General features: G+C 37.6%; 25 protein-coding genes, 1 tRNA gene and 1 riboswitch. Of the genes, 11 read left to right on the top strand and 15 right to left on the bottom strand.

The features are described from left to right. Positions 1–157 precede the first annotated feature (157 nt). A complete protein-coding gene (locus tag AC0IWE_RS11185; protein ID WP_471793123.1) occupies positions 158–697 on the top strand; it encodes a hypothetical protein in 540 nt (179 codons plus the stop codon). A gap of 246 nt (positions 698–943) precedes the next feature. On the opposite strand, the gene AC0IWE_RS11180 is transcribed toward AC0IWE_RS11185, so the two are convergent. Together AC0IWE_RS11180 and AC0IWE_RS11175 are read right to left on the bottom strand one after the other, a co-directional pair. Beyond that, positions 944–1,516, bottom strand: coding sequence for a DUF4833 domain-containing protein (locus tag AC0IWE_RS11180; RefSeq protein WP_471793122.1), 573 nt, complete (start codon positions 1,514–1,516; stop codon positions 944–946). Between the two features lie 300 nt (positions 1,517–1,816). Beyond that, positions 1,817–1,916: riboswitch (SAM riboswitch) on the bottom strand. A 25-nt stretch (positions 1,917–1,941) separates the two neighbouring features. Further along, positions 1,942–2,012 (bottom strand) — tRNA-Cys (locus AC0IWE_RS11175). A 214-nt stretch (positions 2,013–2,226) separates the two neighbouring features. Here AC0IWE_RS11175 and AC0IWE_RS11170 point away from each other — a divergent pair. The 3 genes from AC0IWE_RS11170 (at position 2,227) to AC0IWE_RS11160 (ending at position 3,565) form a co-directional block, all read left to right on the top strand. Beyond that, entirely contained in the window at positions 2,227–2,877 is a 651-nt protein-coding gene (locus AC0IWE_RS11170) for a hypothetical protein (RefSeq protein WP_471793121.1), read from the top strand. A 62-nt stretch (positions 2,878–2,939) separates the two neighbouring features. After that, positions 2,940–3,137, top strand: coding sequence for a hypothetical protein (locus AC0IWE_RS11165; RefSeq protein ID WP_471793120.1), 198 nt, complete (start codon positions 2,940–2,942; stop codon positions 3,135–3,137). 2 nt (positions 3,138–3,139) lie between these two features. Continuing rightward, positions 3,140–3,565, top strand: a complete 426-nt coding sequence (locus tag AC0IWE_RS11160) for a luciferase domain-containing protein (protein WP_471793119.1) — start codon at positions 3,140–3,142, stop codon at positions 3,563–3,565. A 1,085-nt stretch (positions 3,566–4,650) separates the two neighbouring features. Here the strand turns inward: AC0IWE_RS11160 and AC0IWE_RS11155 are convergent. The 10 genes from AC0IWE_RS11155 to AC0IWE_RS11110 all read right to left on the bottom strand — a co-directional run bounded on the left by AC0IWE_RS11155 (position 4,651) and on the right by AC0IWE_RS11110 (position 17,187). Further along, complete coding sequence (locus AC0IWE_RS11155; RefSeq protein WP_471793118.1) at positions 4,651–6,291, bottom strand: TldD/PmbA family protein; 1,641 nt, start codon at positions 6,289–6,291, stop codon at positions 4,651–4,653. Between the two features lie 139 nt (positions 6,292–6,430). Further along, positions 6,431–7,390 (bottom strand): TldD/PmbA family protein, encoded by a 960-nt coding sequence (locus AC0IWE_RS11150; RefSeq protein WP_471793117.1) that lies wholly within the window; start codon positions 7,388–7,390, stop codon positions 6,431–6,433. Between the two features lie 50 nt (positions 7,391–7,440). Then, positions 7,441–7,746 carry a PmbA/TldA family metallopeptidase gene (locus AC0IWE_RS11145; RefSeq protein WP_471793116.1) on the bottom strand — a complete coding sequence of 102 codons (306 nt, stop codon included), beginning with the start codon at positions 7,744–7,746 and terminating at the stop codon, positions 7,441–7,443. A gap of 2 nt (positions 7,747–7,748) precedes the next feature. Then, positions 7,749–9,383: a TldD/PmbA family protein gene (locus AC0IWE_RS11140; protein ID WP_471793115.1), complete on the bottom strand. Its 1,635-nt coding sequence runs from the start codon at positions 9,381–9,383 to the stop codon at positions 7,749–7,751. Positions 9,384–10,020: 637 nt separating this feature from the next. Next, a complete protein-coding gene (locus AC0IWE_RS11135; protein WP_471793114.1) occupies positions 10,021–11,805 on the bottom strand; it encodes a hypothetical protein in 1,785 nt (594 codons plus the stop codon). Between the two features lie 2 nt (positions 11,806–11,807). Beyond that, the gene (locus AC0IWE_RS11130) at positions 11,808–13,940 is read right to left on the bottom strand and encodes a hypothetical protein (protein WP_471793113.1); all 2,133 of its coding nucleotides are present in this window, start codon (positions 13,938–13,940) and stop codon (positions 11,808–11,810) included. After that, positions 13,927–15,297: a BatA domain-containing protein gene (locus AC0IWE_RS11125; protein ID WP_471793112.1), complete on the bottom strand. Its 1,371-nt coding sequence runs from the start codon at positions 15,295–15,297 to the stop codon at positions 13,927–13,929. The genes AC0IWE_RS11130 and AC0IWE_RS11125 overlap by 14 nt, the downstream gene beginning before the upstream one ends. A 3-nt stretch (positions 15,298–15,300) precedes the next feature. Continuing rightward, positions 15,301–16,188 carry a DUF58 domain-containing protein gene (locus AC0IWE_RS11120; protein WP_471793111.1) on the bottom strand — a complete coding sequence of 296 codons (888 nt, stop codon included), beginning with the start codon at positions 16,186–16,188 and terminating at the stop codon, positions 15,301–15,303. Beyond that, on the bottom strand, positions 16,188–16,931 hold the full coding sequence (locus AC0IWE_RS11115; protein WP_471793110.1) for an AAA family ATPase: 744 nt from the start codon (positions 16,929–16,931) through the stop codon (positions 16,188–16,190). Before AC0IWE_RS11115 ends, AC0IWE_RS11120 begins: the two co-directional genes overlap by 1 nt. Continuing rightward, positions 16,873–17,187, bottom strand: coding sequence for an AAA family ATPase (locus AC0IWE_RS11110; RefSeq protein ID WP_471793109.1), 315 nt, complete (start codon positions 17,185–17,187; stop codon positions 16,873–16,875). The genes AC0IWE_RS11115 and AC0IWE_RS11110 overlap by 59 nt, the downstream gene beginning before the upstream one ends. 150 nt (positions 17,188–17,337) lie before the next feature. Between AC0IWE_RS11110 and AC0IWE_RS11105 the strand changes: the two genes are divergently transcribed. Further along, a complete protein-coding gene (locus AC0IWE_RS11105; RefSeq protein WP_471793108.1) occupies positions 17,338–17,967 on the top strand; it encodes a DUF4159 domain-containing protein in 630 nt (209 codons plus the stop codon). 45 nt (positions 17,968–18,012) lie between these two features. Here the strand turns inward: AC0IWE_RS11105 and AC0IWE_RS11100 are convergent, their stop codons facing one another. Beyond that, on the bottom strand, positions 18,013–18,258 hold the full coding sequence (locus tag AC0IWE_RS11100; protein WP_055903579.1) for a hypothetical protein: 246 nt from the start codon (positions 18,256–18,258) through the stop codon (positions 18,013–18,015). 115 nt (positions 18,259–18,373) lie between these two features. On the opposite strand from AC0IWE_RS11100, the gene AC0IWE_RS11095 reads away from it, so the two are divergent. Genes AC0IWE_RS11095 through AC0IWE_RS11085 form a run of 3 tightly spaced genes read left to right on the top strand, consistent with a single transcriptional unit; the run spans position 18,374 to position 19,539 of the window. Further along, positions 18,374–18,658, top strand: a complete 285-nt coding sequence (locus AC0IWE_RS11095; protein ID WP_471793107.1) for a helix-turn-helix domain-containing protein — start codon at positions 18,374–18,376, stop codon at positions 18,656–18,658. Between the two features lie 48 nt (positions 18,659–18,706). Beyond that, positions 18,707–18,919 carry a hypothetical protein gene (locus tag AC0IWE_RS11090; RefSeq protein WP_471793106.1) on the top strand — a complete coding sequence of 71 codons (213 nt, stop codon included), beginning with the start codon at positions 18,707–18,709 and terminating at the stop codon, positions 18,917–18,919. 32 nt (positions 18,920–18,951) lie between these two features. Then, positions 18,952–19,539, top strand: coding sequence for a pentapeptide repeat-containing protein (locus tag AC0IWE_RS11085; RefSeq protein WP_055903585.1), 588 nt, complete (start codon positions 18,952–18,954; stop codon positions 19,537–19,539). 51 nt (positions 19,540–19,590) lie between these two features. Here the strand turns inward: AC0IWE_RS11085 and AC0IWE_RS11080 are convergent, their stop codons facing one another. Then, complete coding sequence (locus tag AC0IWE_RS11080) at positions 19,591–20,058, bottom strand: Lrp/AsnC family transcriptional regulator (protein WP_463493555.1); 468 nt, start codon at positions 20,056–20,058, stop codon at positions 19,591–19,593. 466 nt (positions 20,059–20,524) lie between these two features. Here AC0IWE_RS11080 and AC0IWE_RS11075 point away from each other — a divergent pair, with 466 nt between their 5' ends. Beyond that, on the top strand, positions 20,525–21,640 hold the full coding sequence (locus AC0IWE_RS11075; RefSeq protein ID WP_471793105.1) for a DUF1015 family protein: 1,116 nt from the start codon (positions 20,525–20,527) through the stop codon (positions 21,638–21,640). A gap of 207 nt (positions 21,641–21,847) precedes the next feature. Then, complete coding sequence (locus AC0IWE_RS11070) at positions 21,848–22,639, top strand: DUF4350 domain-containing protein (RefSeq protein WP_471793104.1); 792 nt, start codon at positions 21,848–21,850, stop codon at positions 22,637–22,639. Between the two features lie 54 nt (positions 22,640–22,693). On the opposite strand, the gene AC0IWE_RS11065 is transcribed toward AC0IWE_RS11070, so the two are convergent. After that, entirely contained in the window at positions 22,694–23,212 is a 519-nt protein-coding gene (locus AC0IWE_RS11065; protein WP_471793103.1) for a DUF1543 domain-containing protein, read from the bottom strand. A 441-nt stretch (positions 23,213–23,653) separates the two neighbouring features. Here AC0IWE_RS11065 and AC0IWE_RS11060 point away from each other — a divergent pair, with 441 nt between their 5' ends. Continuing rightward, a complete protein-coding gene (locus tag AC0IWE_RS11060) occupies positions 23,654–25,360 on the top strand; it encodes an FAD/NAD(P)-binding protein (protein WP_471793102.1) in 1,707 nt (568 codons plus the stop codon). Positions 25,361–25,820 lie beyond the last annotated feature (460 nt).

The following is a 25,820-nucleotide window of genomic DNA, read 5'->3' as shown; positions in this document are numbered from 1 at the left end:
AAGATTACATTTTTATTTACAATCCAAATTTCTCAAGAGGAAAAATATCAAGGTAGTTTTGCTGCATCAACTAGGATAGCATATGGAAAAATAAAATATATCTATCCATTTTGAATAACCAATAGAATCATTGATTATTTAGTAAAACACAAAAATTATGAAAAAATTGATTTATGCGCTGATGTTACCACTGGTTGTGGTGGGCGGATTAGTATTTGCTAATCCTGAAATTGGGAATGATACGACTAAGAAGCCGTCTTCAAAGCCGCGTTCTATTGCTGAAAGGAATGCCGAAAGAAAAAAGTGGGAGTCTACACCCGATGGCATTAAGTACAAAAAATGGGAGGCTTCTCCTGAAGGTAAAAGAGTGTTTACAAGTGCGGCTAAAATAAGGAAGCATACAACTGCTTTTACCAATATGGAAGCTGTTGTAACTTCTCTTTCGCTTCCACCAGGATCAAGGTTAGGTTTTGCTGTGATGGTTAGGGTTAATAGCGACGATTATATTTTACAATTTGAGCCGGAAAAGTCACAACTTGAACAATTGCATAGCCTGAAAGTTAACGACAAAATAATGATTAAAAGCCACAATATATCACATGCACCCAAGTACTCGTATCCAATAATATCCTGCGAATATGTGGAGCGAGATCATCAGGTTATTTTTAAACGCATTCCTAAAAAAGGTGGTTGCTGAGTATGAATCCATGGTCTGTGTCTCCACAGATCATTTCTTTCTTTTATCCTATAAGTTCATTGAAGCTTAGGTAATAATGAATTTTACTGTTACCTGAATCCATGGTCTGTGTCTCCACAGACCATTTCTCTCTTTTATCCTATAAGTAATATAAGTACATTGAAGCTTAAGTAATAATGAATGTCTATGGCGTTGACATCAGTGTTTTGTAGTAAAAAACAGTTGTCTAAACTATTGACCGTTATTTTACTTCACGTTTATCCGCTCCACTGTAGGTTTACCAGTTGATTCTTCAGTGCCTTCAATTTCTGCATATTTCACATTTGGGAGCCAGAAACTGCCACCTTGTATCCTCACAAATAATCGCGTAACCCTTATTGTCCGGTTGTTTATTGTTACCGAAACATGGTAGCTTTTATCATTATATCTTTGTAAATAAAATGGCAGTTTTTTGTGTGATACAAATCTAAATTCATATTTATCCTTCCCCAATGCTTTTGTATCAATGCCATAAGCAAACTTCCTTTGGATGTACCCCAGGTCTTTTTTTTGCCCTTTCTCGCCATACCTGATCCAATACACCTGAATAGGATTTTCAGCATTGATAGTGCCATTTTCTTTAAGGTTTTGCGCATAAATGAGGGTATTCGTATTTGGATCACGTTGAATATAAAATAGCAAATGATCTATATTTTTTGGTGTCGGAAAATTGATAGGGGATGGATCTTTACCTTGTGCATGGCTTTGAGTTGAAAAAATTACAAGGCTTAAAACAATTGTAAATAGTGTTTTTGATATTCTTAAAGGTGTTTGGTACATTTTAATTTTTTTATGTAGAAGAGCGGTAGTATGAATTAGGTGTTTTTTGATGTTGATCTTCTGCCGAAATTGTTTCCTCATTTTCATTTCGCTGTGCATTATAAAGCCGATCCGATTCTGCCCTACAATGTTCATAATCATCTAATTTTTCGCAGGAATTGTTCCCTCTGAATCTCAAAAAAATCCCTTATTGATGGATAATCAAAATATACCGACATATCATAAAATTTAAATTACCAGTTTTCGGTCGGGAATAGCTTTTTGATTATTTGCTGAACGCAGAAAATTAATCTGCTTTCAAACTCATCTTTTCTGCAATTGCAAAAGGAATTAGCGCCTTGTTAATCAACAGATTGCTAAGACATCAAAGGGCCATTCCCTACGTCTTTCTTGATAAGTATGTATGTAAACAATTTAATGTTTAGACGTCATGGACGGAATCGAACCGCCGTACTAGGTTTTGCAGACCTTTACCTAACCACTCGGCCACATGACTATATGATCTTTTTTAGAAGCCGTTTAACCAGCTTTTAAAGAATATTGAGCAAAAGTAATAATTAATTACTATATATTCTATAGGATTAGTAGATAATTTAATTTCTTACATAAGTTTTATTTCTATATCAATTCAATAAACTTGATATTTTTATTTTCAATAATTTTTGAAAGTTTAAAAATATATTATACTTTTGATCAAATATCAGTATAATATGAAAACGTTTCTCCAATCAAAATTGCTGCTGGGAATATTTATCTCAAATGTGGTAACCTTATTTATTATCTGGTTAAATAATCTGCTCCATAGTGAGAAAGATGGTATTTTAGTATTTTCAGAATTTGTAATTTTACCACTTTTAATGGGTATAATTAGCGCCTGGTTTTGGAGAGATCTTAATCTGAAAAGCAGAATATTGATCTGGTATTCTATCCTAAATGGCTTACTTGCTATTTTATTGAGTTACATTTTTTTAAAAGAGGGAACAATTTGTTTAATTATTGTTTCCCCACTTATTTTTGCTTTTGTAATTACAGGTGCATTTATTGGTAAAGCAATGTTTAAGAAGCGTAATCAAACCTTAAATGTAAGTATTGTTTCTTTATTGCTTTTGGTTTTTATAGCTGATTCCATTTCTGATCACCATTATAGAAATATGGTAAGTGACGAGATAGTTATTAAAGCTAGGCCGGAGAAAATTTGGAAAAATGTAGTGGCGTTCGAAAAAATCAAACAGGCAAATAGCTACTGGCTTTTTAAAGCAGGAATGCCTAGCCCAATGCAGACTACAGTTACTACTTATAAAAAGGAGCGGGAAGAAAATGTATTTTTAGCAATGGGTATGTATTTGATGAAAAGATCGTAACTTTTGATATCAATAAAGATTTAACATTTGATATTATCGGGCAGCCGCAAGATCCTGAAATTATGGGGCATATTGATATTGAAAGGGGGCAGTTTTTATTAAAAGATAATGGCGATGGAACCACCACACTTGTTGGTAATAGCTGGTATAGTTTAAAGGTGTTTCCGATTTGGTATTACGATTTATGGGCAGAAAGTATCACTAGAAATGTTCATTTACGCGTAATGGATCATATTAAAGTACTTAGCGAAAAGAATTAAATATGTTTTCATTTATAGTCAGGTGGTTAAGTTTTGTTAAATCTATCCCCTTGTTTGCTCTGATATTTGATAGCTTAATAAAAATGTGGATCCTGCTTAGTAATCCTCAGAGGCTAGATCAGATTGATGGTATAGAAAACACAGTTCTAACATGGGAAGATACCTCTGTTAGTCTACATAAGTTTGGTGGTTCTCAGTTTAATTACAAACAGTTAGAATTTGCTCATATTCACAGCAACGGACTGCTAGATATTCTTTTTACACAAAAAATTAAGGCTGAATTGATGCTTGATGGAAGGGTAGAACAACATCATGTATTTAAAAAGTCAGGATGGATAAGTTTTTATATTCAGCATGTTGAAGATGTTGACTATGCCCTGTTCTTGTTGAAATTATCGTATAATAAAGCTGCCCGCAAGTTGTATTAGCAATTTTAATTACTTTAAACATGATCCTCGTTTGCAACGAGGATCGATGAGTGCTGCATTTTCAATGCAGGGTTATAGTTACATATGGCGATATAATCGCCTTTATCGGGCATCCAAATTGCAAATTGGGATGATTTTAGGTCGAAAAATCAATAATTTATCTCTCCGTTCGAAGCGTTTTAGGAGAATCGTCATGCTGTCCTAAACTTTCAGGATCAGGGTATATTTTTGCAAAAAGATACTGAAATAAATTCAGCATGACGATCGCGTTAGGGAAAGCAAGAAAATATTAGTCCATGCGAATAAAAATAGTTGCGTATGCGACTCCTCGTTTGCAACGAGGATCGATGAGTGCTGCATTTTCAATGCAGGGTTATAGTTACATATTGGCGATATAATCGCCTCTCTAGGGCATCCAAATTGCAAATTGGGATGATTTTAGGTCGAAAGATCTATAGTTAATTTCTCCGTTAGAAGCGTTTTAGGAGAATCGTCATGCTGTCCTAAACTTTCAGGATCAGGTATATTTTTGCAAAAAGATACTGAAATAAATTCAGCATGACGATCGCGTTAGGGAAAGCAAGAAAATATTAGTCCATGCGAATAAAAATAGTTGCGTATGCGATCCTCGTTTGCAACGAGGATCGATGAGTGCTGCATTTTCAATGCAGGGTTATAGTTACATATTGCGATACAATCGCCTTTCTCGGGCATCCAAATTGCAAATCGGGCCGATTTTAGGTCGAAAAATCTATAGTTTATCTCTGCGTTAGAAGCGTTTTATGAGAATCGTCATGCTGTCCTAAACTTTCAGGATCAGGGTGTATTTTTGCAAAAAGAGACTGAAATAAATTCAGCATGACGATCGCGTTAGTGAAAGCAAGAAAATATTAGTCCATGCGAATAAAAATAGTTGCGTATGTGATCCTCGTTTGCAACGAGGATCAATGAGTGCTGCATTTTCAATGCAGAATCATAGTTACATATGGCGATACAATCGCCTTACTTATGAATCCCGATTGCAAATCGACACGATATTTACTTGATAGATTTCTCCATTGTGTTGCACTTCATTAGAGATAAGTTTATCCCAATTTCCTTCCGGTATTGATCACATTTACGCCATTAAAACGAGTGGTGGCACTGCCATGAGATACTGCACTTGCCTGCCCTGGCTGGCCTTTCCCATCAGAAAATGTTCCACCCAATCTATAATCATTTTTATCGCAACGTTGTACGCATGAGTTCCAGAATTCTTGTGTATTGGCCTGGTAGGCAGCATCTTTAAACATGCCTACTATCTTGCCTTCCTTAATTTCATAAGCCAGCTGTGCGCTGAACTGGAAATTATAACGTTGCTGATCAATAGAATATGAATTGCGGCCGAACATATAAATCCCTTTCTCAACATTTTTAACCATATCGGCAGCACTTAAGGCTGCATTTCCTGGTGCCAATGAAACATTTGGCATTCTTTGAAATTGAATGCTGTCCCAACTATCGGCATAGCAGCAGCCTTGCGATTCTTTTAATCCTAAAATATGTGCCTGATCGCGAATAGTTTGATAGTTTACTAAAATTCCATCTTTAATAATATCCCATTTGCCACATTTAACACCTTCATCATCATAACCTACAGCACCTAAAGACCCTGTTTCCAGCTTATCGGCAAGAATGTTTACCTCTTTACTGCCAAAGTTGAATTTTTTACTCTCCCATTTATCCAGCGTTAAGAAACTCGTACCTGCATAATTGGCTTCGTAACCTAAAACGCGGTCTAATTCGGTTGGGTGACCAACAGACTCGTGTATGGTTAGGAAAAGGTGAGAGGGATCTAAAACGAGGTCGTATTTACCTGGGGCAATGGGCTTGGCTTTCAGTTTTTCATCCACATGTACAGCTGCTTCGCGTACATCTTCCAAAATATCGTAACGCTTTTTGTACATGGTAACCGGGCCACCTTTAATTTTTTCTTCCTCTTTTGGTTTCAGGTATTCAAAACCCATCCCCATTGGTGCGCTTAAAGCATTTCTGGTTTCAAACTTACCACTGGCTGCATCTGTTTTTGTAAGGGTAAAAGTTGGCCAGATTCTGTGGATATCCTGATCGATATAAGAACCATCAGTTGAGGCAAAATATTTCTGCTCATTAATCATAAAAAGATTGGAGCTGATGTATTTTGCACCACCCTTCATGGCTTCGCTGTTTACCTTTAAAAGAAGATCAACTTTATCTGCAATGGGTACTTCAAAAGCATTAATTTCTATGGGTGTTTTCCAGCTTACATCTCCATATCCTTTTTGCGGGGCCAACTGCACAGGCTCTTCCATTAATTTGGAGTTCCCTTTTGCAATGGCTACGGCTGCTTCCGCAGCTTTTGCAATGCTGGCATCATCCATATTGTTGGTTGCGGCAAAGCCCCAGCTTCCGTTGGCAATTACACGTACACCTAAACCATACGATTCGGAATTAGAGATGTTTTCTACCCGGGTTTCCTTGGTGGCCACAACCTGGTTCAGGTACCTGCCTATGCGTACATCGGCATAAGTGGCACCTTTGCTTTTAGCGGCATTAAGTGCAACATCGGCCATTTTTTTCTTCAGCGCAACATCTACAGGTGTTAAAGATTCTTCAACAGAAATGATTTTGCCAAAGGCAGGGATGTTGGGTATTATGCTGGCACCAAGGCCAACACCTGTCATATATAAGAAATCTCTTCTTCTCAATTTTTAATATTTTTAAATTCTTAAGTGGGTCGTCATTCCCAACTTGATTGGGAATCGTAATGCAAAAGCTTTAGGATTTCAGCCTGCGCGGGAATGACGAATCGCCTATGTCTGTACTTCGGTTGAGATGACGATTCAATTAAATCGCATCTGATAATGAGGTAAATGTAAAATCCCGTATTTTCATTGGTGGGATCAATCCGCTGCCAGTTCTCACTGGTTTACCCAAAGCTTCTACATTGTTAAGCATAATTACCGGACTTTCATTAAACCTGAAATTCTTGATCGGAAATTTAATCTCGCCATTTTCGATGTAAAAAGTACCATCACGCGTTAACCCTGTTAGTAATAATGTTTGCGGATCTACCGAACGGATGTACCAGAAACGGGTAACCAAGATTCCTTTTTCGGTGCTTTTGATTAAATCTTCCAACGATTGCGTGCCGCCTTCAATGATTACGCTGCGGCTAAACGGAACGGGTTGAACATTTTTTTGTGCAGCCCAATATCTTGAGTAGGAGAGGTTTTTAACAATTCCTTTTTCTACCCACTGTGTTCTTTTTACCGGTAAACCATCGCCACTCCAGGTTGCAGAAGGGATTTCGCTATTCATCGGATCGGAATAGATGTTTACATTTTCTGAAAATAACTGCTCACCTAAACGCGTACCGCCACCTTTTTTGCTCATGAAACTTCTGCCTTCATCTGCACTTCTGGCATCGAAGCCTCTAAACATATTGCTTAATATATCGCTGGCTGCAAGAGGCTCTAAAATAACGGTATATTTTCCGGGTTCAATTGCTTTTGCACCAGCTGAACCATTGGCTTTACCTGCCGCAATTTTGCTTAGGGCAAGTGTATCCATTTTATCAAGGTCGTTAAAGCTTTGCTCAACATAGCCTGAACCTGTTCCCTGTTTGTTGCGTACAGTTACCGAAAATGAAACATCTGTTCCTTTATTGTAGGCGAACAAACCTTTAGAATTCATAATCGCATTAAAACGGGTCGAGTTTTCTAAAAAGCCTGCTGCATCCAAACCTGCTGCTTTTGATACACTTAAACTTTTCCCCACCATTTCGGCTCTGGTATCGGGCGTCATGGCTGCAGTTTTAGGATTGAAAGTATTCGATTCTGCAAAGGTTTGCGGACCTAAAAGGGCATAAACTCCGGGTTTTCGGGAGCCAGCATGGCCAGTTCTTCTGCCCGCTTTACCACTTTTTGCAAAGAGGCATCGTCAAATTCATTTATTGTTGCGGAGCCTGTTTTTTTACCAAAGGTTGAGCTTACACCTAAACTCATGGTACTAATCTGTCCGGCGGTAGAAACTGCATTGCGAGCATAACGGATATTTCCGCCATCCGAACCATTTAAACCTACTTCACAGAAATCGGCTTTCGAAAAACCAATTACTTTTTTTAATATCGCTTGGGCTTCTTCTTTACTTAATATGGCCATAATTATATTTTTCTTGCTGTATTGATAACATTAACTCCATTGAAACGTGTTGTAGAACTGCCATGTGAAACGGCACTGCTTTGTGAGGGCTGACCCTTTCCATCATTGAACGATCCTCCTAAACGGTAATCGCTTTCATCGCAAATGGCATTACATGAGTTCCAAAATTCTTGTGTATTGGCCTGGTAAGCAACATCGTTAAGCATACCTACAATTTTACCTTCTTTAATTTCGTAAAAAATCTGTCCGCCAAACTGGAAATTATAACGTTGCTGATCGATAGAAAAACTGCCGTCACCGATGATATAAATGCCTTTTTCTACATTCTTGATCATATCATCCACGCTTAATTTTTCTTTGCCCGGCTGTAAGGATACATTCGGCATACGTTGAAATTGTACATCATCCCAACCTTGAGAATAACAGCAGCCATTTGATTCTTTTAAGCCAATAATATGTGCCTGATCGCGGATGGCCTGATAACTAACCAATACGCCATCTTTAATTAAATCCCAGTTTTTACATTTTACACCTTCATCATCATAACCCACAGCACCCAATGATCCCACCTGTGTTTTATCTGCAAGGATATTCACTTTATCACTGCCGAATTTAAATTTTTTCGATTCCCATTTGTCTAACGTAAGGAAACTTGTTCCGGCATAATTGGCCTCGTAACCTAAAACGCGGTCTAATTCGGTAGGGTGCCCAACAGATTCGTGGATGGTTAACCAAAGGTGAGAAGGATCTAATACCAGGTCGTATTTTCCTGGCTCAACCGATTTGGCTTTTACTTTTTCGTTGGCTACACGTGCAGCTTCCTTTACATCCTCAAGCATATCATACCTGCCCTTATACCGGGTTACAATACCGGTAACTTTATCCTCAGGGCGGGCATGCATGTATTCATAACCTTTACCCATTGGCGAACTAAGGGAATTACGGGTTTTAAATTTACCCGATTCGCGATCAACTTTGGTTACATTAAAGGTTGGATAAATGCGGTGAACATCCTGATCGATATAAGAACCATCAGTAGAAGCAAAGTATTTTTGTTCGTTAACCGCAAAAATAACGGAGTTTACAAAGTTGGCACCATTTTGCATGGCCACATCGTTCACATTTAGAAGCAGGTCTACCTTTTCTTTTACAGGAACCTCGAAGGCATTAATTTCAATTGGTGTTTTCCAGCTTACCTCGCCATAACCTTTTTGTGGAGCAAGCTGAACGGGTTCGCCTTGTATTTTGGCATTGGCTTTTGCAACGGCTACTGCCTGCTCTGCTGCTTTGGCAATGGCATCTTTAGTTACGTTGTTTGTTGCGGCAAAGCCCCAGCATCCGTTGGCTAAAACGCGGATGCCGACACCAAAAGATTCAGTATTGGCTACGCCTTGAACTCGTTTTTCGCGGGTGGCTACAAACTGGTTTAAATAACGGCCGATACGGATATCGGCATAAGTTGCGCCTTTAGATTTGGCTGCATTTAGGGCAACATCAGCCAGTTCTTTTTTAATTTTTACATCCACTCCATCAAGTGCTTGTAGCGGGTCTATCGGAGTTCCGAATGCAGCTAGATCGGGCAGGAGTAATGCACCCATACCCATTCCGGATAAGTAGAGGAAATCTTTTCTTTTCAATTGGTTTAGTTTAGTAGGTTTACGATCTCAAGATAGCCATTTGCGACCCTAAAAAGGCAAATTGATTATAACATTTTAGTTTCAATGCTGAATAAGGGATGTTTTTTTATAAAAAGGTGTTTTTAGGTTGATAGAACCACGATTTTAAGTGTTTTATTGGTTCTTTTGCCATGGAAAACACAGAAAGCACGGAATATTTATTTAATTGTCATACGGAGAAGTATAAGGATCGTTTTGTCATGTGTGCTTGGGGGGTGATTTCTGGTGTTAGTGTATTAATTTTGATTAAAAAATTTCTCCGCTGCGTTGAGGGAGATTAGATTTATGCTTGCAATTTTTAGGGAGCTATTGTTAGCGGGATGCATGAAATATTTATTTAATTGTCACCCTAAAGGATAATTTATTTTATCCAAATCAATATAAGTGACATGATTTTAAGGAAATGAATACCCTATGATTATCGCCATTGCGAGAAGGCTTTTTCAGGCGACGAAGCAATCTTTATGACAAGGCTCACTAACATGAAAGATTGCTTAGTACCTCAGCAATGACGACCGCTTTACTGAAGCCTGTCAATAGCAACAGAGTCGAAGGATTATTTTTCCTACCAATAAGTTCTGTAACAAGCTTTACTGCACTAAGTTGCCAATATCCTCGATTCGTACCATAAAAAAGCGGCTGAGATTAAAAATCCTGCAAAAAACCACCAAATGGATATTTCTTCTTCGATAACAACATTATTTACCTGTGATTTATTGTTAACATTGGCAGAATTTTTAATAAACTGTTGAGTATCATTTAACATTTGCTGATTTTTAAGCGCCTGCCAATCGGTTTTATGGTAAATATACAGCGGCTCAATATTTTGGTTTACCTGTAAATCTACCCAGCCTGTTTTTTGAGGCCAGTAAAACGCATCCCATTGAAAAGGCAATTCCATATTCTGGCGTGGGCTTAACTTAACCTGGTCTATTTTTAAGATGGGCAATTTTTCAGAAGCAGCCAAATCAGCAATGATTCTTGTTTTTTGATGAACAGCAGGGAATTGAGGAATGATGTTAACCGATTGGCTATCATTTTTTTTCCTGGCTGCATTGGCTAAAAGTTTAGACCAGTAAGTTGCATAATCGGTTTTTTTTCCAGAAAGCAACCAATTGTAGGTAGATGAAACAGTTGAGATGAGTACTTTGCCGTAACCCTTAATGCTGCTGTTCACCAATGTTTTACCTGTAGCATCCGTAATAAGCGGCAGGTCATTTTGATTGGTTTTTAAAAACAATGTTTGCTCAAGGGGCAAAGGATTAAACTTAAGAAGATCTTCTGTAAGCATTAAATTCAGTGTTTTTCCTTTTAAAACAGGAGATTCATATCGGGCAAATAATGCACTAAGTGGGGTAGATGGTTTGGTACTTGTCACCCTGATCAGTAATCCCATTCCATTTTTAACCATTATATCTATCGAAGCCCTTTCGTTTGAATTTAATGCCGTCAGCTCGTCCTCATCAATAATCAGCATGTCGAATTTTTTCAACGATGAAGTATTGATCTGATTGAGATTCAAACTATCCATATTCAGAAAATCTGAAGCATACTTATTTTTACTGATCTGACTTCGGAATGCCAATGGATAATGGTTTTCGTACAGCCAGTTTTTTAAAAATTTATATTCAAAATCCGGGAAAGAAGCCAGGATTAAAACCTTCATTGGTTCCTGGTCGCCCACTTGCACCGGAAGAGGTTCTTTGGAAAGTGTATCCTTATTTTGCAAAGCAATTAACTCATAAACCGCTTTTCCTATATGCTTTGGGCTGGTTTTGAATGAGAAAGATTTATTTGTTTTAGCACCAATAACGATAGAATCAACCGCTTTACCAAAGCCTTTAAGTAAAAGTTTAACCGTTTCATTACCCATATTCTGGTAAGTTCCCTGAACGATTAAAGTTTCGCTGCTTTTTAACTTTGTTAACCAGTTGGCGGCAATTATTCCGGTTGGCTTTGCCGAAGGATGAAACCCAATCTGGTATCCTTCAAGGTTTTTTAATTCAATTGCATTTAAGCCATAACCGTATATTTTCAGTTTGTGGATAGTAGGATTCGATTTTAAGAAATAAGAAAGGTCGTTAATGGTGGTGGTCTTAATGTTTTTTACATCTACAAAAGGAAGCGCGTATTTTTTTTCTTTGAGTTTTGCCACCGAATCAGGGTTTGTACCTGAAGTGAGTAAAATAATTTCATCTGCATTTTGCTGCACGTGTGATTCATATTTGATGGGCACAATTAACAGCACAAAACAGCCAACAGCGATAATACTTGCTAAAATCCGCCAGATAATTCTTGCTTTATTAGTTCTACGCAACTCTTTGTAAAGCAAAAAAGCCAATAACAATAACCCAGCAATAATAGCGATGTATTTAAACTCCATATCTATCTGTTAACTTTATTAAGGTTATTAAAATAGTTTTGATACAATGCCGATGCTGTTCCGGCCCCCTGTGTTTGCGGTTTTGCACCCTCAATATTAATCATGTTAACTATGGCTTTTTCAACAAGATCAATGTCTTTAACGATCAGTTTATTGCCTGTAGCTAACTTTCTTAAACTGCTTAGCGCATTTAAATAGGTATTAGGGTTATCTGCCGCTGCGCCGATCATATATTTTTCTGTTTCGCTCAGCAAGTAACGATCTTTTTCAGCAAAGTTTTTTCCTGTTTTTCTGCTTTCCAATAGCGCGAGTGCTATTTTTAAATTGGCAGTCCTTTTTTCTTTCTGCTCAAATGTTAGTTTTTGCACCGGTTGCATAATTTTGTCGAGCTCACCGCTCAAACGTTTCTCGGGTTTCAGTGCAGCTGTTTTTACGGTGGTTTTGGCCATATAAGCCCGCGATTTCTGTTGCAGATCTTTCAATAATCTTAATGCTTTATATTCGTAGGGTAAAGCTTCCTGCGGTTTATAAGTTCTTAAACGGAGTTCAGCATTCCACATTTCGGTTAAAACGGCCTTTAACTGCGCCTTCATTTCTGGTTCAAAAAAAGTTGCATCTTCTGCAATATCGTGCTTGTGCGCATATTTATCCATTATTGCAGTAACATCGCCAAATTTCTCGCCTTCACCTTTATGCGCTGCATGCTCATCATGGTCGTCGTGATCACCGCCAATCTCAGTTTCATTTTCCTCACCTAAAAACTGTCCGTAACGCAATCTCAGCAACTTCTGGTCTATCCCTAAATCGTTGCTTCGGGTTTTAAAAGTTGTTACAGGCAAAGCCGATTGCTCTTTTAACAGCTTCTCCGTATCAATAATAATCTGCCTTTCACTCCTAAAATATTCTGGAACGAGGTTAACACCATTCGTCATGCCAGCTAAACTCATTAACTCCGTAGTATCTACTATCGATACAAAATATACATCAGAGCGGCTCGATTGGCCATGATTATCCATTGCTTTGATAAAGAAATAAAGCTCATCACCAGGTTTCATACCAAGACTTTTTAAATCGATCAATTTATGGAGCGAAAGATTTTTCCTGTTATCAAAACTGGTGTTAAAAGACAGTTTTTTCTCTGTAAAACTGACACCTTCGCCCTTACCACTGGCCATTGTTGCCGATATAAAGGCATCATGAACACCATAATCGTCGGTAAGAGATACATTTAAATTAAATTTTTGCGGCTGACCGATATCGATAGTGGTATGCTGTTTTGGTTGCGTAATTTTAATATTCACAGGCAAATCAGGAATGACTTCAATTTGGTACAGATCTGATTTTTTACCATCAAGCTCCAATTGGTAAAAGCCAGATTTAGTAATGGTTTTACTATTGTTCCATAGCGTGTGGGCTGTGTTTGCAGGTTTAAGCAGCACCATTTCTTTATCGTTAAAAATAAGCTTCAGCTTTTTGATGCCAATGTTGGTTTCAATTTTCCAGTTTATTTGCGCACCGGTTTCAGCAGAAATGGTAAACTGCTTTTGTTTTCGCCCGGCTTTACCTGTGCAAGCAGGTGGTGTAATGGTGGCTGTAAAGTCAGCAATTTCTGGTGGAATATGCTCTTCAATTACAGGTATTATGGGTTTAATTGCAGGATCGGCCGCATTAATATTTTTAATCAAATGGATTTTGCTAAATCCAAAACTGATAATTAAGGCTAAGGCAAGTACCGCTAAGCCCATATATAATTTTTTAAAAGGTTCTTTCGGTTTGGAAAGGTTCGGAATTATATTCTCAATTTTATGGCGTTGCAGTTGCTGCAACATCGATAAATCGGCTTCGTTTTGAAGTAGTAAATCGGCACTTTCTTCCAGTTCAGGGTATTGGTGGTTTACATAACGCGAAACATCACGATCGGTAGTTTTCCAAACTGGTTTATTTAATAGTAATGTACATAATATAATAGGAAACAGAATTGCAAAAAGCCAGTAAGGAAGAAGCATCAAATGGCTGCCGATTGTTGTTATTACCAATGATATGGCCAATGCAGTTACCAAAGTGCTGATCAGGTTTAAGCTAATCCACCTTATCCTTAAGTTTCTAATCCAGTTTTGTCCTTCAGTTTTTAACATAATCTGTTTTTTTTCTGAATGATAAAATGCGTTCTGTGGTAAAAATCAATAAAGCGGCTATCCAAAAGAGTTTCCTCAGGGGTTTATTTTGAGTGTTTTTTGTTGAAGCCTCTATTTTATTAATTTCATTAACCACTTTTTGATTGTTTGATAAACTGCGTTGATCTGCAATATTGTTTTCAAAACCGAAATCTGGCTGATTTTGATCCCTGATCACGATCGGCATTAAGCTTTTTACAAATACGCCATTCCAAACTAAATCATTCCATTGGGGATTAAAGCGACTATAAAAATGGTAGATATTTAGCATTTGGCTCTTTTGCTTGGCCAGAATTGCGTTTCCGAAGCCATCTGTCCATATTTTTTCAGCTTGATTGGCAGAGGTTATCCTTCTGCTTAATTTAATATTGCGGCCATCAATAACCATAAATGAAGGTTCGGCAACTACTTTGCCCTTTTCATACTTCAATAATGCCCCACCTGGAACAATAGCAGCTTTAAAACTAGGTGCAACAGCCTCGTCAGAAAGCCAAAAACCAATATCAACCTTTTCGCCCTGGGGGGTAATAATCAGCTTGCGTTTGGTAAAACCACTTATTGCCTGTATGGCGGCGATAAGATATTTTCCATCGGTAATCCCTGCGGCTTCGTGTATGGCGATGTTTATTGGGCTTTCATCTGTCGAATTTAAAGCCTGGTAAGTGGTGTTGGATGGATTTGATTTTGCTTCGTATTTTTTTTCGGCATATGTCGTAATCCAGCTGCTCAGGGTATCTGCCTGGTTAAATGGAATCCAGTTTAATTTATAATGAATTGCAGGCAATTCGTTTCCAACACGGTTTAAGCGGCGGTTGGCGAAAAGATAAACAGATGCACCCGAAGGAATATTTTGATTGGCCGCCATTAATAAACTGCTGTAACTTAAGGTATCTACAGGCTTTGCGGTGTTTGTTGCAGTATCTTTTATTGATAATTGTACAAAACCAGGGTTAAAATCATGAATTTCATAGCCTTTCTTTAATAATGAATCTATTGTTGTATTGTGCGCTTTAAAAACCTGTGGAAATATTGATTTATCGACCAAAATCCATCCCGTTTTATTGCTAATTGAGGTAATTTCTTTAAAATAGGGCTGCGCGAGTAAAAATGCCAGTAAAATTAAAAGTATACAACGCAGTACAAAGAGCAGCCAATCGTTAAGTTTGAAACTTTTGGCACTTGCCCTCGAGCTTTCACCCAATAATGCTATGCTACCAATTTTAAGCGTTTTGCCCTGTTTTACATTCCACAGGTGTATTACAAACGGGATTATTAATCCTGCAAACGCCATTAAACCTATTGGATATAAAAATTGCACAGTTTAAATTCTAAGTTTACTTCTTTGTTTTAAAAAATCTCTCAAAGCCTGATCCAGCGGTTCGTCAGTACTAATGGTTCTGTAAAAAATCCTCCTATCTAGCATCTTAATCCTGGTTTCTTCCAAATAAGCACTTAGTTTATTTTTATAAGTTACCCTGGCTTTTGCCTGGTCGATCTGGATCGTTTCGCCTGTTTCAAGATCCTCAAAAGTGCTGTATCCCTTAAAATCGAGTTCAAGTTCGTTTTTTGATAGAACATGGAACACTACAATCTCATGCCTGAGCGTGTTGAGCGTATCTAAAAGTTTTATAATTTCATCATCAGATTGATAGAGGTCGGTTACAAAAATTAGCAGTTCGCGCTTTTGCGCCCCTGTAAACAACTCTTTATAATAAATAGGTTTTGTAAATTTCCCATCAGGATTAATCTGCTCCAATTGGTAAAATAACCTTGCTAAGTGTTGATAATCCTGCCTTGGCGTCATCGAAAAAATTCCTGAATTTTTAAGCACGTATAAGCCAATGGCATCGCCTTGTAAATTGGCCAGGTAAGCTATTGATGCACCAAGATATTTTGCATAGTCTATTTTGCTAAAGTCGCCATCATTGTGGTTCATCGAGGCGCTGGCATCAATCAATATGCGCACAGCAATACTGGTTTCTACTTCCGATTCGCGGATGTAATAACGGTCAGACCGCGCAAACATTTTCCAGTCAAGCGAGCGCAGGTCATCACCCGGCTGGTAGCTTCTATATTGACTAAACTCCAGTCCAGGCCCCTTTACGGTGCTTTTATTAATGCCATTCATAAAACCATCTATCGTCATTTTAGCCGATAGAGAAAGGTCTTTTATGGCCATCAATACTTTCGGATCGAGCAGTTTACTCATTAAATATTGGCTTTTGGTTTCGAGATTGCTTTAATCAGTTCATCCGTCACTTTGTCCGAAGAAACATTTTCAGCCTCGGCCTTAAAGTTCATTAGTACCCTATGGCGCAGTACGGGGTAGGCCATTGCCTGCAAATCTTCCAGAATTACCGCATACCGGCCTTTAAACAATGCCCTTGCTTTAGCTGTTAAAATTAAGGCTTGCCCTGCTCTTGGGCCTGCTCCCCAACGTACCCATTCCTTTACAAAATTAACTGCTGTGGTATCAGGGCGCGTGGCCCTAATTATTTCGCTTACATAAGTAATTAAATCATCGCTGATGCTTACCTCCCGCGTAATGGCTTGTAAAGCTTTAATTTCTTCGGCACCAATTATCGGATTAATTACCGCTTTTTTACTGCCTGTTGTACTGCTTAATATCTGGGTTTCTTCGGCTGCGGTAGGGTAGCCGATTTTAATGTAGAGTAAAAAACGGTCTAATTGCGCTTCGGGCAATGGATAAGTTCCGGCTTGCTCAATAGGGTTTTGTGTGGCGAGTATAAAAAACGGCCGATCCAGTGGATAGGTTTGTCCGCCATACGTAACCTCAAACTCCTGCATGGCCTCCAATAGTGCCGATTGTGTTTTTGGTGGCGTTCTGTTTACCTCATCTGCTAAAATAATATTGGCAAATAACGGACCTTTATTAAACTTGAAAAACCGTTTTCCGGTTACATGGTCTTCTTCCAGTATTTCGGTACCCACAATGTCGGTTTGGCATTAAATCGGGGGTAAACTGGATTCTTCTAAAAGAAAGATCCAAAGCCTGCGACATGGTTCTCACCATTAAGGTTTTCGCTAGTCCGGGTACACCTTCGAGCAAACAATGCCCTCCAGCCATCAAAGCAATCAGCATTTCTTCAATGATTACATCCTGACCTACAATAACTTTCTGTATTTCGCTTTTTAACTGGGAGATCTTATCGATCAATGTTTTTAGGTTGCTTTCTGAATGCTCCAAAATGGTGTTTTTTTTAGTTTGACGATATGGTGCTTCAATATAGGGGATATTGGTAGATAGTTTTAAGCCTTGCTGAAAGAATATCAAAAAATTTACAAGATAATTGACTTAAAAAACCTGATTATTAAAAAATGAAGGTAATTTTAGGCTGTGCAAAGAGCTAAATTTACATTTGCGAGGTTAAAATACAATTCTGGCGACTGGGATACGGATCAGCGCATGCCTTCAAATCTCCTCAATTCACTTTTAGAGTATACTACAATCCCTTTGGATGAGGAGGAAAAAATTGTGGAACTGAGCAGTAGGGATTTATTCAAATACCCATTTTGTTACCTAAGTGGCCATAAACTGTTGCAATTTAGTACGCAGGAAGCTGTAAATTTTAAAACCTATGTGCATAATGGCGGTTTTGTTTTCGTAGATGACTGCAACCACGATATTGACGGTTTATTTGCACGTTCTTTTGAAACGCAGATGAGTAACCTGTTTGGTGCCCAGGCTCTAAAAAAAATACCCAATAACCATGGCATTTACAACTCATTTTTCAAATTCGAAAAAGGACCGCCAACAACATCTTTCGAGTTAAATGGCTGGGGTGATGATTTGGTGCACGACTACCTGAAAGCCATTACGGTTAACAATAGGATAGGGGTGCTGTACAGCAACAAAGATTATGGCTGCGAATGGGATTACGATTTTAGAAACAAACGTTTTTTAGCTGAAGACAATACCAAGTTTGGGGTAAATATTATCCTCTACGCCATGGGGATTAACAGTTGATTTTTTGTGCTGTCGGTTGTTTCAAATGGTTAACATTCTGTAAGCTTACATTAAATGGTATTTTTTATCAAAAACTTCCATTACTGATGCCTTTACACCCAATAATGCCAATTTATCGCAAAATTCATTGCCGATATCCTCTGCCGAAACAACACGGATTACTTTATCGCAATCTTCGAGATCGATACTCCATGCTGAAATATCCTTTAGCCCTGCAATGGCCAATGCAATTAAATCAGTATCACTGTCTGATTCTATAATGGTAGAGAGGATGGTGATGTATCTGGACATATTTTAGCGTAATTATTTTGATGTTTTAAGATGCAAGCTGGATGAAACTGATCTTTTATATAAACAAATGTAAATATATTTTGTAAACAAACCAAATGTTCGGTATCTTTGAAGAATGGAGAATCCCTATAAAAGAAAAAAGGAACCTGAGGTAAGCAAACAGCTCATTTTGGATGCAGCTGCAGAAATTGGTGCTGTAGATTGGCATCGCGTTACTTTTCAGGCTATTGCAGATAAAACGGGTTTGAGTAAAGGAGGAATTATCCATCACTTCCGTAATAAAGAGGATTTGCTTAAAGAATTGATGGGCCAAAGCTTGAAAGAGCTCACAGAGTGGATTACAGCAGAAAAAAAGCTTCGGGTAAGGAGGAGGGAAGTTTGGCTTACCTTCGCTTTATAATTAATAAAAGTAACGATTTATATTACCGCCGAACAATGAAAAATTGTGATGCAGGTGGCACTCATTAACGAGGAATACCGTAAAGGGTGGGATGAATGGTTTAAATTTTATATTGGTAATGGCGATAAAGGTGAGTTGAGTATAAAACACCTCATTATTATGCTGGTTGCCGATGGCTTATGGTGTTCGGATAACCTTGGTATTTATAACATCAGTTTGGAAAAAAAGCAACAGATGTTGGAAGCCTTGATTAAGCTTTAAAATCAATCCTGCACCAGCTACAAATCATATTTATGCAAGAACCCGGCGAAACAACCGTTCATCAAAATAAAACTTTTACTGATGTTAATTATGCTGGTAAACGGCTGCAAAAGCGAGAGTTTATCAAATGCGAATTCATCAGGTGCGATTTTTCTAAAAGTAACCTGAGCCATAACGATTTTGTTGACTGCGAATTTATCAATTGCAATTTTTCCCTTACGCAGGTTTCTGGTACTGGTTTTAGTAATGTAACTTTTACAGACTGTAAAATACTGGGCATTGATTTTTCCAGCTGTAATAAATTCATGTTCTCCTTTTGTTTTAAAGGTTGCATTTTGGATTATTCTATATTTTATGGTGCAAAGCTGAGGAAAACGAATTTTATTAATTGCTCACTAAAGGAGGTCGATTTTGAAGCAGCTGATTTATCTGCTGCTGTTTTTAATCACTGCGATCTCTCAGCTACATCATTTAACCGTACAATTCTGGAGAAAACTGATTTCCGTAATGCAAGTAATTTCTCTTTCGATCCTGCGCAGAACAATGTGAAAAAAGCAAGGTTTTCTTCGGCTAACCTTTCGGGCTTATTGGGTCATTTTAAACTCGACATTGAAAATTAACCACTATGTTGGATCTGAATTAAACTATTTTAACAAGTAAGCATAATAAGTTTACAATGCATAAGCGGTTTCTGCCTTTGATTGGTTGAGCACTAAAAAGCTCTGAATATTGCCAACATAAGCCAGTGCGCCTATATTGTCTCTCAGGAAATTGTTGTACGAAACCATATCGGGCATGGCAACCTTAAGCATAAAATCGAAATGCCCGGTAAGGTGATAACATTCCATTACTTCCGGATATTTTTCCATTTCGGCTTTAAAAGCCCTTACAATATCTTCTGAATGCATGGTGAGCTGAATGTGCGGAAAGGCTATAAAATGTGACCTCAGTTTATCAATATCCACAATGGCTACTGTTGATTTAATGTAGCCATTTGTGCGCAGTTTTTTAATGCGTTCTACAACATGAGTCATGCTTTTTCTAAGCTTCCCCGAAACTTCCTTATAGGTTAATAATCCATCGCGTTGTAAAAGGTTGAGGATTTCAATATCAGTCTGATCAACTTTATGAGGCTGCATGTAAATACTTAGTGTATAATTTTTCTATTTTGTTTGGTTTTGTAATGCCTAAAAATAGTTAAAATAAGGTATATTTAGGTTAATATTTGGTGCTTTCTTTAATTCTTACTTAGTGTATATATTACAATATTAATAAAATTTTGTGTTTATGATGCAAATTAAATTCTGTAAGCCTGGTTAAAATATCTGTAGAACAAAACTTTTGGGATGCTGTACGTCTTGTAAAAATAATTTTTACCAAAAAACAAGGTTGAGGATTAATAATTTACTTATCTGCTGATCTTTATATTTTGCTGCTGATTAAGAAATTGCAGGTATAAATTTACCGTATACTTGGCGGATTCAGGACCTTGCTTTACAATGCGCTCATACCTTCGGGCGTTGAAATATTGGTTAGCATAATGGTCGGTTTTTGAAAGGATATACAATAAAAAAGCAGTGCTTGAAATTGAATAATATGTAAGTGATGATAAAAATATCCCCTTTAAAGGCATTAAAGCCAGGCAAAGATATATTTGAACTGATGATTTCTGATCAGCTGAATGGAAAGGTGCATAAAAATGAACAACTTTCTTTTGAAGATGTAATTAACCTTTTTGGATGTGCGCTCGAAAAAGATCCTTCCATCTATATCTACGAATTTTGTGGTGAAGGTAAAACCATGAGGGGAATTTGGGCAATGACTGATCTTGCTTCAACGGAAACAAGTGCCATAAAACGGCACGAAGATACCGTTTCGGCTAAAGTTGCATCGCTTAAAACCGATAAAGGAAAAGGTAAAATAGAAAAGTCGCCTATTTTATTGGTATATCAGCATAATGATTTAGAAAGCTTGATTGATTTGGCTATCGCAGATCAACAACCAATGGAGAGTGAATGGTCTCAATTGGGCCATTTTTTATACCAGATTGCTGATACTTCACTTATTGATCGGTTTTGTGTTGAATTTGCAAAACTTGAGCAGGTTTACCTGGCCGATGGCCACCACCGGTTGGAAGCCGCTTACGCATTACAAAAAACGGTTCCACAGCAAATTAGCAGTTTATTTGTTTCGGCAGGATCGATTTCGATTGCCGCCTTTCACCGCCTCATTCAAGGAATTGATATCACTAAGGAAGCCTTGATGGAAATGCTTGAACAGTATTATTACATCTCGAAAATTCCGAACAATAAAGCTTTAAATCCTGACCGGAAAAATAGAATGGGACTTTACTTTGCAGGTGAGTGGTACCAACTAGACCTTAAGCCTGATTTGGCAGATTTAGCAGAAATGCCGGATACAGCCATTTTACAAGAGATGATCTTTAAACCTGTGCTCGGCATTACCAACCCGAAAGAAGATACCCGCCTGAGTTATTTTCCTGATGGTAAATGGAGCCAGTTTTTGGCTCAGCTCGGAACTTCAACCACAACAATCGGTTTTACACTTCATCCAATGGAAGCAGAGGAATTTATCGCTGTTGCAAAAAAGGGTAGGTTTCTTCCACCAAAATCGACCTGGATAGCACCAAAAATACCTACAGGTTTTATGGCCACCAGTCCTGTAGCCATATTAGCCAAAGGCGAAAAAGTAAATCGCTAAAATTAACAGATGTGTTCGATCTGGATTTGGAAAGTATCGGTCAGTTGATGGCAACCTTTACTATTATTTGTTTCTTTATTGCTGCGTTATATAAAAAACGGCTTAAATAAACAGTTTAAAATAATAGGCTTGCAAGGAATAAGCCATTTGAATATCGCTAAATTTTATATTTTTGGGTTTCCGCTCTAGTTATCTAACCCTAATTATATGAAAATTCTTTTTAAACTTTGCTTCTTTTCTCTTTTAACCTGCTCATCAATACTGGCGGGCGCACAAACTGTAACCTTAGATTATTTCTTCAACCGTGAAACCCGTAAAGATAAACAGGGTAAAGAAATCAGGTTTCATTACCTGTGGAATGAACATGCCATGAGCGGTTTTTCTATTTTGGGCGATGTTTTTAAGAAACAAGGCTTTAAGTTGGATTCGCTGGAAACTGCGCCAACCCTTGCCAAGTTAAAAGGAAGCAGTATTTATTTAATTGTAGATCCGGACCGGCCGAAAGAAAATCCGAAACCAAACTACATCGAAGCTAAAGATATTGCAGAAATTTCTGCCTGGGTAAAACAAGGCGGCATATTGGTAATGTTTGCCAATGATAGTGCCAATGTAGAATTGCCGCACTTTAATAAACTGGCCGGCGCATTCGGCATGCATTTTACCAATGAAATGCAAAATCATGTAATTGATGATGCTCATTTTGAAGATGGTGCAATTGTTATTAAAAACAACCCGGTATTTAAAACAGCCGGTAAAATTTTTATGAAGGATGTTTGTTCCATCGATACCAAAAATGGCGCAAAACCAGTGCTTAAAAATGCCGCAGGTGCAACGGTTATTGCTTCGGCCAAATTTGGCAAAGGAAATGTAATCGCCATTGCCGATCCATGGTTGTATGATGAATATGTTAATGGCCGTTTGCCTAAAGAAATGGGTTTCGAAAATGATAAAGCCGCATTTGATTTAGTGCTTTGGTTAAAAACGCTGAGCAAAAAATAAAACTGGTGTTTTTATAATTTATCCAATTTAAAATAACCTAAATGAATCTCATCTTCAGGTAAAGCTGAAGATGGTTTTATTTCGATATGGTACTTTAACTTGGCTTCTTCGCTCAAAATATCCTCTGATTTTATAAATATCATCTACATCAATACCATATTTTTCATCGATATGGGAGTTGGCTCCTTTGATAGAATTCGTTTTGAAAAAAACCGTTTTCTTGGCATCCTGTATGGCTTTTGCCCTTTCATCGTGTACGGATAATACAATGTAATGTTGTTCGTATAATTGGCCCGATTGGTAACCTCCCAGGTTGATAAAAAATAATTTATGTGCCGAGCGTGGCGTATCTTCATCTCTCAGCTTAATAGAAATTTCATAATCATCTACTTTATTCACCTCGCGCCAGCCATCTAAATGCAGACTTGTTCCTGCCTCTGGCCAAAATGCTTTTATTTCGGGTACAAGTTCTTTAAGTGATCTGGCAATGCCAAAAAAATAATCGTGCTGTTCTACGTTTCTTTTAGGTGCTTTTGATCCGAGCAGGATCATATATAGTTTTAAATCGTTCATTTTTGTGGTTAATCGGTAATTGTATAAATCGGTTAATCGCGTGTAATGGCATAGCACCAGTATGTATGCTGGCTCCTAATGGGTTCGTTTGATATTGGAAATTGATCATCCATACCGCATTAACTTACCTCTTAACAGCAATAATCAAAATTGGTTCTTAGAAATTTTCATTTAACCGCAATTGTTTAATGAGAAGTGAGCGGAGGCCTAGTTTTGATTCTTATTGCAAAATGTTACGCTAAGGATGTTCATTTACTTAAAATGAGGTCAGTTTTATTTTTTTTAAACCAATTATACTTTTGTTTTGCAAAAAAACTGTTTATTGTCAGCATTTTGAGCCATACATTTCCATTATCCATCTTACATTTTCCATCCGCTCAAAACAATTTCAACTTTTTGCGATTGTATCATTGAATGTATAGGAACTTACAGCATTTATAAATGGATATCAACACAGCAAAAAAGAAAATCGCGATTATAGGAGGTGGGCCGAGTGGGCTTTTTATGTATAAAAGATTAACAGAATCTGAAGTGTCAGATTTAGAAATCGATATTTTTGAGCGTAAAGATTATTTAGGAGCTGGTATGCCTTATAGTGCTGAAGGTGCAAATGTTGAGCATATTACCAATGTATCAGATAATGAAATTCCGGTAATTTTTAATTCTATAGAAGATTGGGTAAAAATTGCACCAAAAGAGATTTTGGAAAAGTTTGATATAAACGAAGAAAAGTTTAACGAATACAAAGTACTACCAAGGTTGTTTTTTGGCGAATACCTATCAGCTCAGTTTCAACTCTTAAAGGAAGCTGCTGAAAAGAAGGGAATTATAACCAACATTCATTTAAATTGCATTGTTGAAGATATTATTGATTTTACGGATGCAAATAAAGTAGCTGTAATAGTTAAAAACCAAGATGAAAAACATTTTGACCAGGTCATAATTTGTACAGGGCACAACTGGCCAAAGAAATATGAAGGCAAGATTCCGAACTATTTTGATTCGCCATATCCGCCCCAAAAACTATCGTTAAAGCTTAACCATGCTGTGGGCATCATGGGATCATCTTTAACTGCTATTGATGCTTTAAGAACGCTGGCCAGGCATAATGGTAGTTTCGAAAGCAATGAGGATGGTACTTATGCATATAAATTGGAAAGCGAAGGTTTTAAACTGGTAATGCATTCTCGCAGTGGCCTGTTGCCCGCAATAAGGTTCCACTTAGCAGATTCGCACCTTGGTAAGGATGAAACATTGAGCAAAGCCGAAATACAGGAAAGTATTGCTGAAAATGGCGGATTTTTGCCTTTGGATTTTGTTTTCGAAAGGAATTTTAAAGCAATGTTTATCAAAAAAGATCCTTCGTTTTATGAACTAATCAAAAACATGAATCTGGAAGGCTTTGTTGGTGCCATGATGGGTTTCAGGGAAAAAATGGAGCCTTTTGAACTTTTTAAGAAAGAATATGATGAAGCAGCAGAATCTATCGAGAAGCGAGAATCTATTTATTGGAAAGAAGCATTGGCTGTGTTAAGTTTCGCCATGAATTATCCTGCTAAATATTTGTCGGCAGAAGATATGGAAAGGCTTCAGAAAGTGTTAATGCCATTAATTTCGATTGTAATTGCTTTTGTGCCCCAAAGTTCGTGCAGAGAATTACTGGCACTGCACAATGCCGGTGTTTTGAGTATAATTGCCGTTGGAGATGATGCGGTGGTTAAGCCACTTGAAACTGGAGGGGCAGATTATAGTTATAAGGTTAACGATGAGGAAGTAACTGTTCACTTTGATACATTTGTTGATTGTATAGGGCAACCACATCTTTCATTTGATGATTTTCCCTTTAAAAGTTTAATAAATAAGGGTACGGTGAGTCCGGCAAGGTTGCAATTTAAATCTGCAGAAAACGGAAAAGCGCATCTAAAGGAAAATGACCTGGTTACGGAAGAAGAGGATAATATGTACTACTTAACGGTGCCAGGGATCACTATTAATGATCATTTTCAGGTAGTGGATAAAAAAGGGGAGGCCAATCAACGTATTTATATTATGGCAGTTCCATATATTGGTGGTTATAACCCCGATTATTCTGGAATTGATTTTTGTGAGGCCGCTTCAGAAGCGGTGCTGAAAAGTATCTTGAATTAAATCTACGCTCAGGCTGACAAAATGGTAACGCGGGCGGCATTGCGCGATGGCTTTTTCAGTTGATGAAGTAAGCTTTATGGCAAATGATAGCGTAGTGGGAGGATTTTCACCACAGATATACACAAATCAACACAGATCACTTTTTGCCACGGAAACACAGAAAGCACTGAGATTTATAGGTTTTTATCCCTTAATTTGTAATCCTGAAGGTTAAAAATGGTACAAACCTTAGAAAAAATGACAGATTCGTAGCTGATTAGCGAAGTTTAGAAAAGCCAGTTTATTAGAATTTTGTAAATACAGTACTTGAATATTTTTTTTATAAAATATTATTAATCAATGTGTTATTTTTAAATTTCTTCATTTGCCTGATCAAAAAACAAACGTTTGCGCTTAATTTGCTGCTTTTTGTATTTTATAATTATGGTATTGGTAAATAAGCTGTGGTTAAAGTTCAAAT

The sequence above is a fragment of the Pedobacter sp. AC402 genome (genome assembly GCF_979252805.1).
This window is presented reverse-complemented; position numbering and strand designations above follow the sequence as displayed.

What these genes read in the sequence shown, in the direction of transcription:
- AC0IWE_RS11185 (WP_471793123.1), top strand. Translation starts at nt 158, where the DNA reads ATGAAAAAATTGATTTATGCGCTGATGTTACCACTGGTTGTGGTGGGC.
- AC0IWE_RS11180 (WP_471793122.1), bottom strand. Translation starts at nt 1,516, where the DNA reads ATGTACCAAACACCTTTAAGAATATCAAAAACACTATTTACAATTGTT.
- AC0IWE_RS11170 (WP_471793121.1), top strand. Translation starts at nt 2,227, where the DNA reads ATGAAAACGTTTCTCCAATCAAAATTGCTGCTGGGAATATTTATCTCA.
- AC0IWE_RS11165 (WP_471793120.1), top strand. Translation starts at nt 2,940, where the DNA reads ATGGGGCATATTGATATTGAAAGGGGGCAGTTTTTATTAAAAGATAAT.
- AC0IWE_RS11160 (WP_471793119.1), top strand. Translation starts at nt 3,140, where the DNA reads ATGTTTTCATTTATAGTCAGGTGGTTAAGTTTTGTTAAATCTATCCCC.
- AC0IWE_RS11150 (WP_471793117.1), bottom strand. Translation starts at nt 7,390, where the DNA reads ATGACGCCCGATACCAGAGCCGAAATGGTGGGGAAAAGTTTAAGTGTA.
- AC0IWE_RS11145 (WP_471793116.1), bottom strand. Translation starts at nt 7,746, where the DNA reads ATGGCCATATTAAGTAAAGAAGAAGCCCAAGCGATATTAAAAAAAGTA.
- AC0IWE_RS11135 (WP_471793114.1), bottom strand. Translation starts at nt 11,805, where the DNA reads ATGGAGTTTAAATACATCGCTATTATTGCTGGGTTATTGTTATTGGCT.
- AC0IWE_RS11130 (WP_471793113.1), bottom strand. Translation starts at nt 13,940, where the DNA reads ATGTTAAAAACTGAAGGACAAAACTGGATTAGAAACTTAAGGATAAGG.
- AC0IWE_RS11120 (WP_471793111.1), bottom strand. Translation starts at nt 16,188, where the DNA reads ATGAGTAAACTGCTCGATCCGAAAGTATTGATGGCCATAAAAGACCTT.
- AC0IWE_RS11100 (WP_055903579.1), bottom strand. Translation starts at nt 18,258, where the DNA reads ATGTCCAGATACATCACCATCCTCTCTACCATTATAGAATCAGACAGT.
- AC0IWE_RS11095 (WP_471793107.1), top strand. Translation starts at nt 18,374, where the DNA reads ATGGAGAATCCCTATAAAAGAAAAAAGGAACCTGAGGTAAGCAAACAG.
- AC0IWE_RS11090 (WP_471793106.1), top strand. Translation starts at nt 18,707, where the DNA reads ATGCAGGTGGCACTCATTAACGAGGAATACCGTAAAGGGTGGGATGAA.
- AC0IWE_RS11085 (WP_055903585.1), top strand. Translation starts at nt 18,952, where the DNA reads ATGCAAGAACCCGGCGAAACAACCGTTCATCAAAATAAAACTTTTACT.
- AC0IWE_RS11080 (WP_463493555.1), bottom strand. Translation starts at nt 20,058, where the DNA reads ATGCAGCCTCATAAAGTTGATCAGACTGATATTGAAATCCTCAACCTT.
- AC0IWE_RS11075 (WP_471793105.1), top strand. Translation starts at nt 20,525, where the DNA reads ATGATAAAAATATCCCCTTTAAAGGCATTAAAGCCAGGCAAAGATATA.
- AC0IWE_RS11070 (WP_471793104.1), top strand. Translation starts at nt 21,848, where the DNA reads ATGAAAATTCTTTTTAAACTTTGCTTCTTTTCTCTTTTAACCTGCTCA.
- AC0IWE_RS11065 (WP_471793103.1), bottom strand. Translation starts at nt 23,212, where the DNA reads ATGAACGATTTAAAACTATATATGATCCTGCTCGGATCAAAAGCACCT.
- AC0IWE_RS11060 (WP_471793102.1), top strand. Translation starts at nt 23,654, where the DNA reads ATGGATATCAACACAGCAAAAAAGAAAATCGCGATTATAGGAGGTGGG.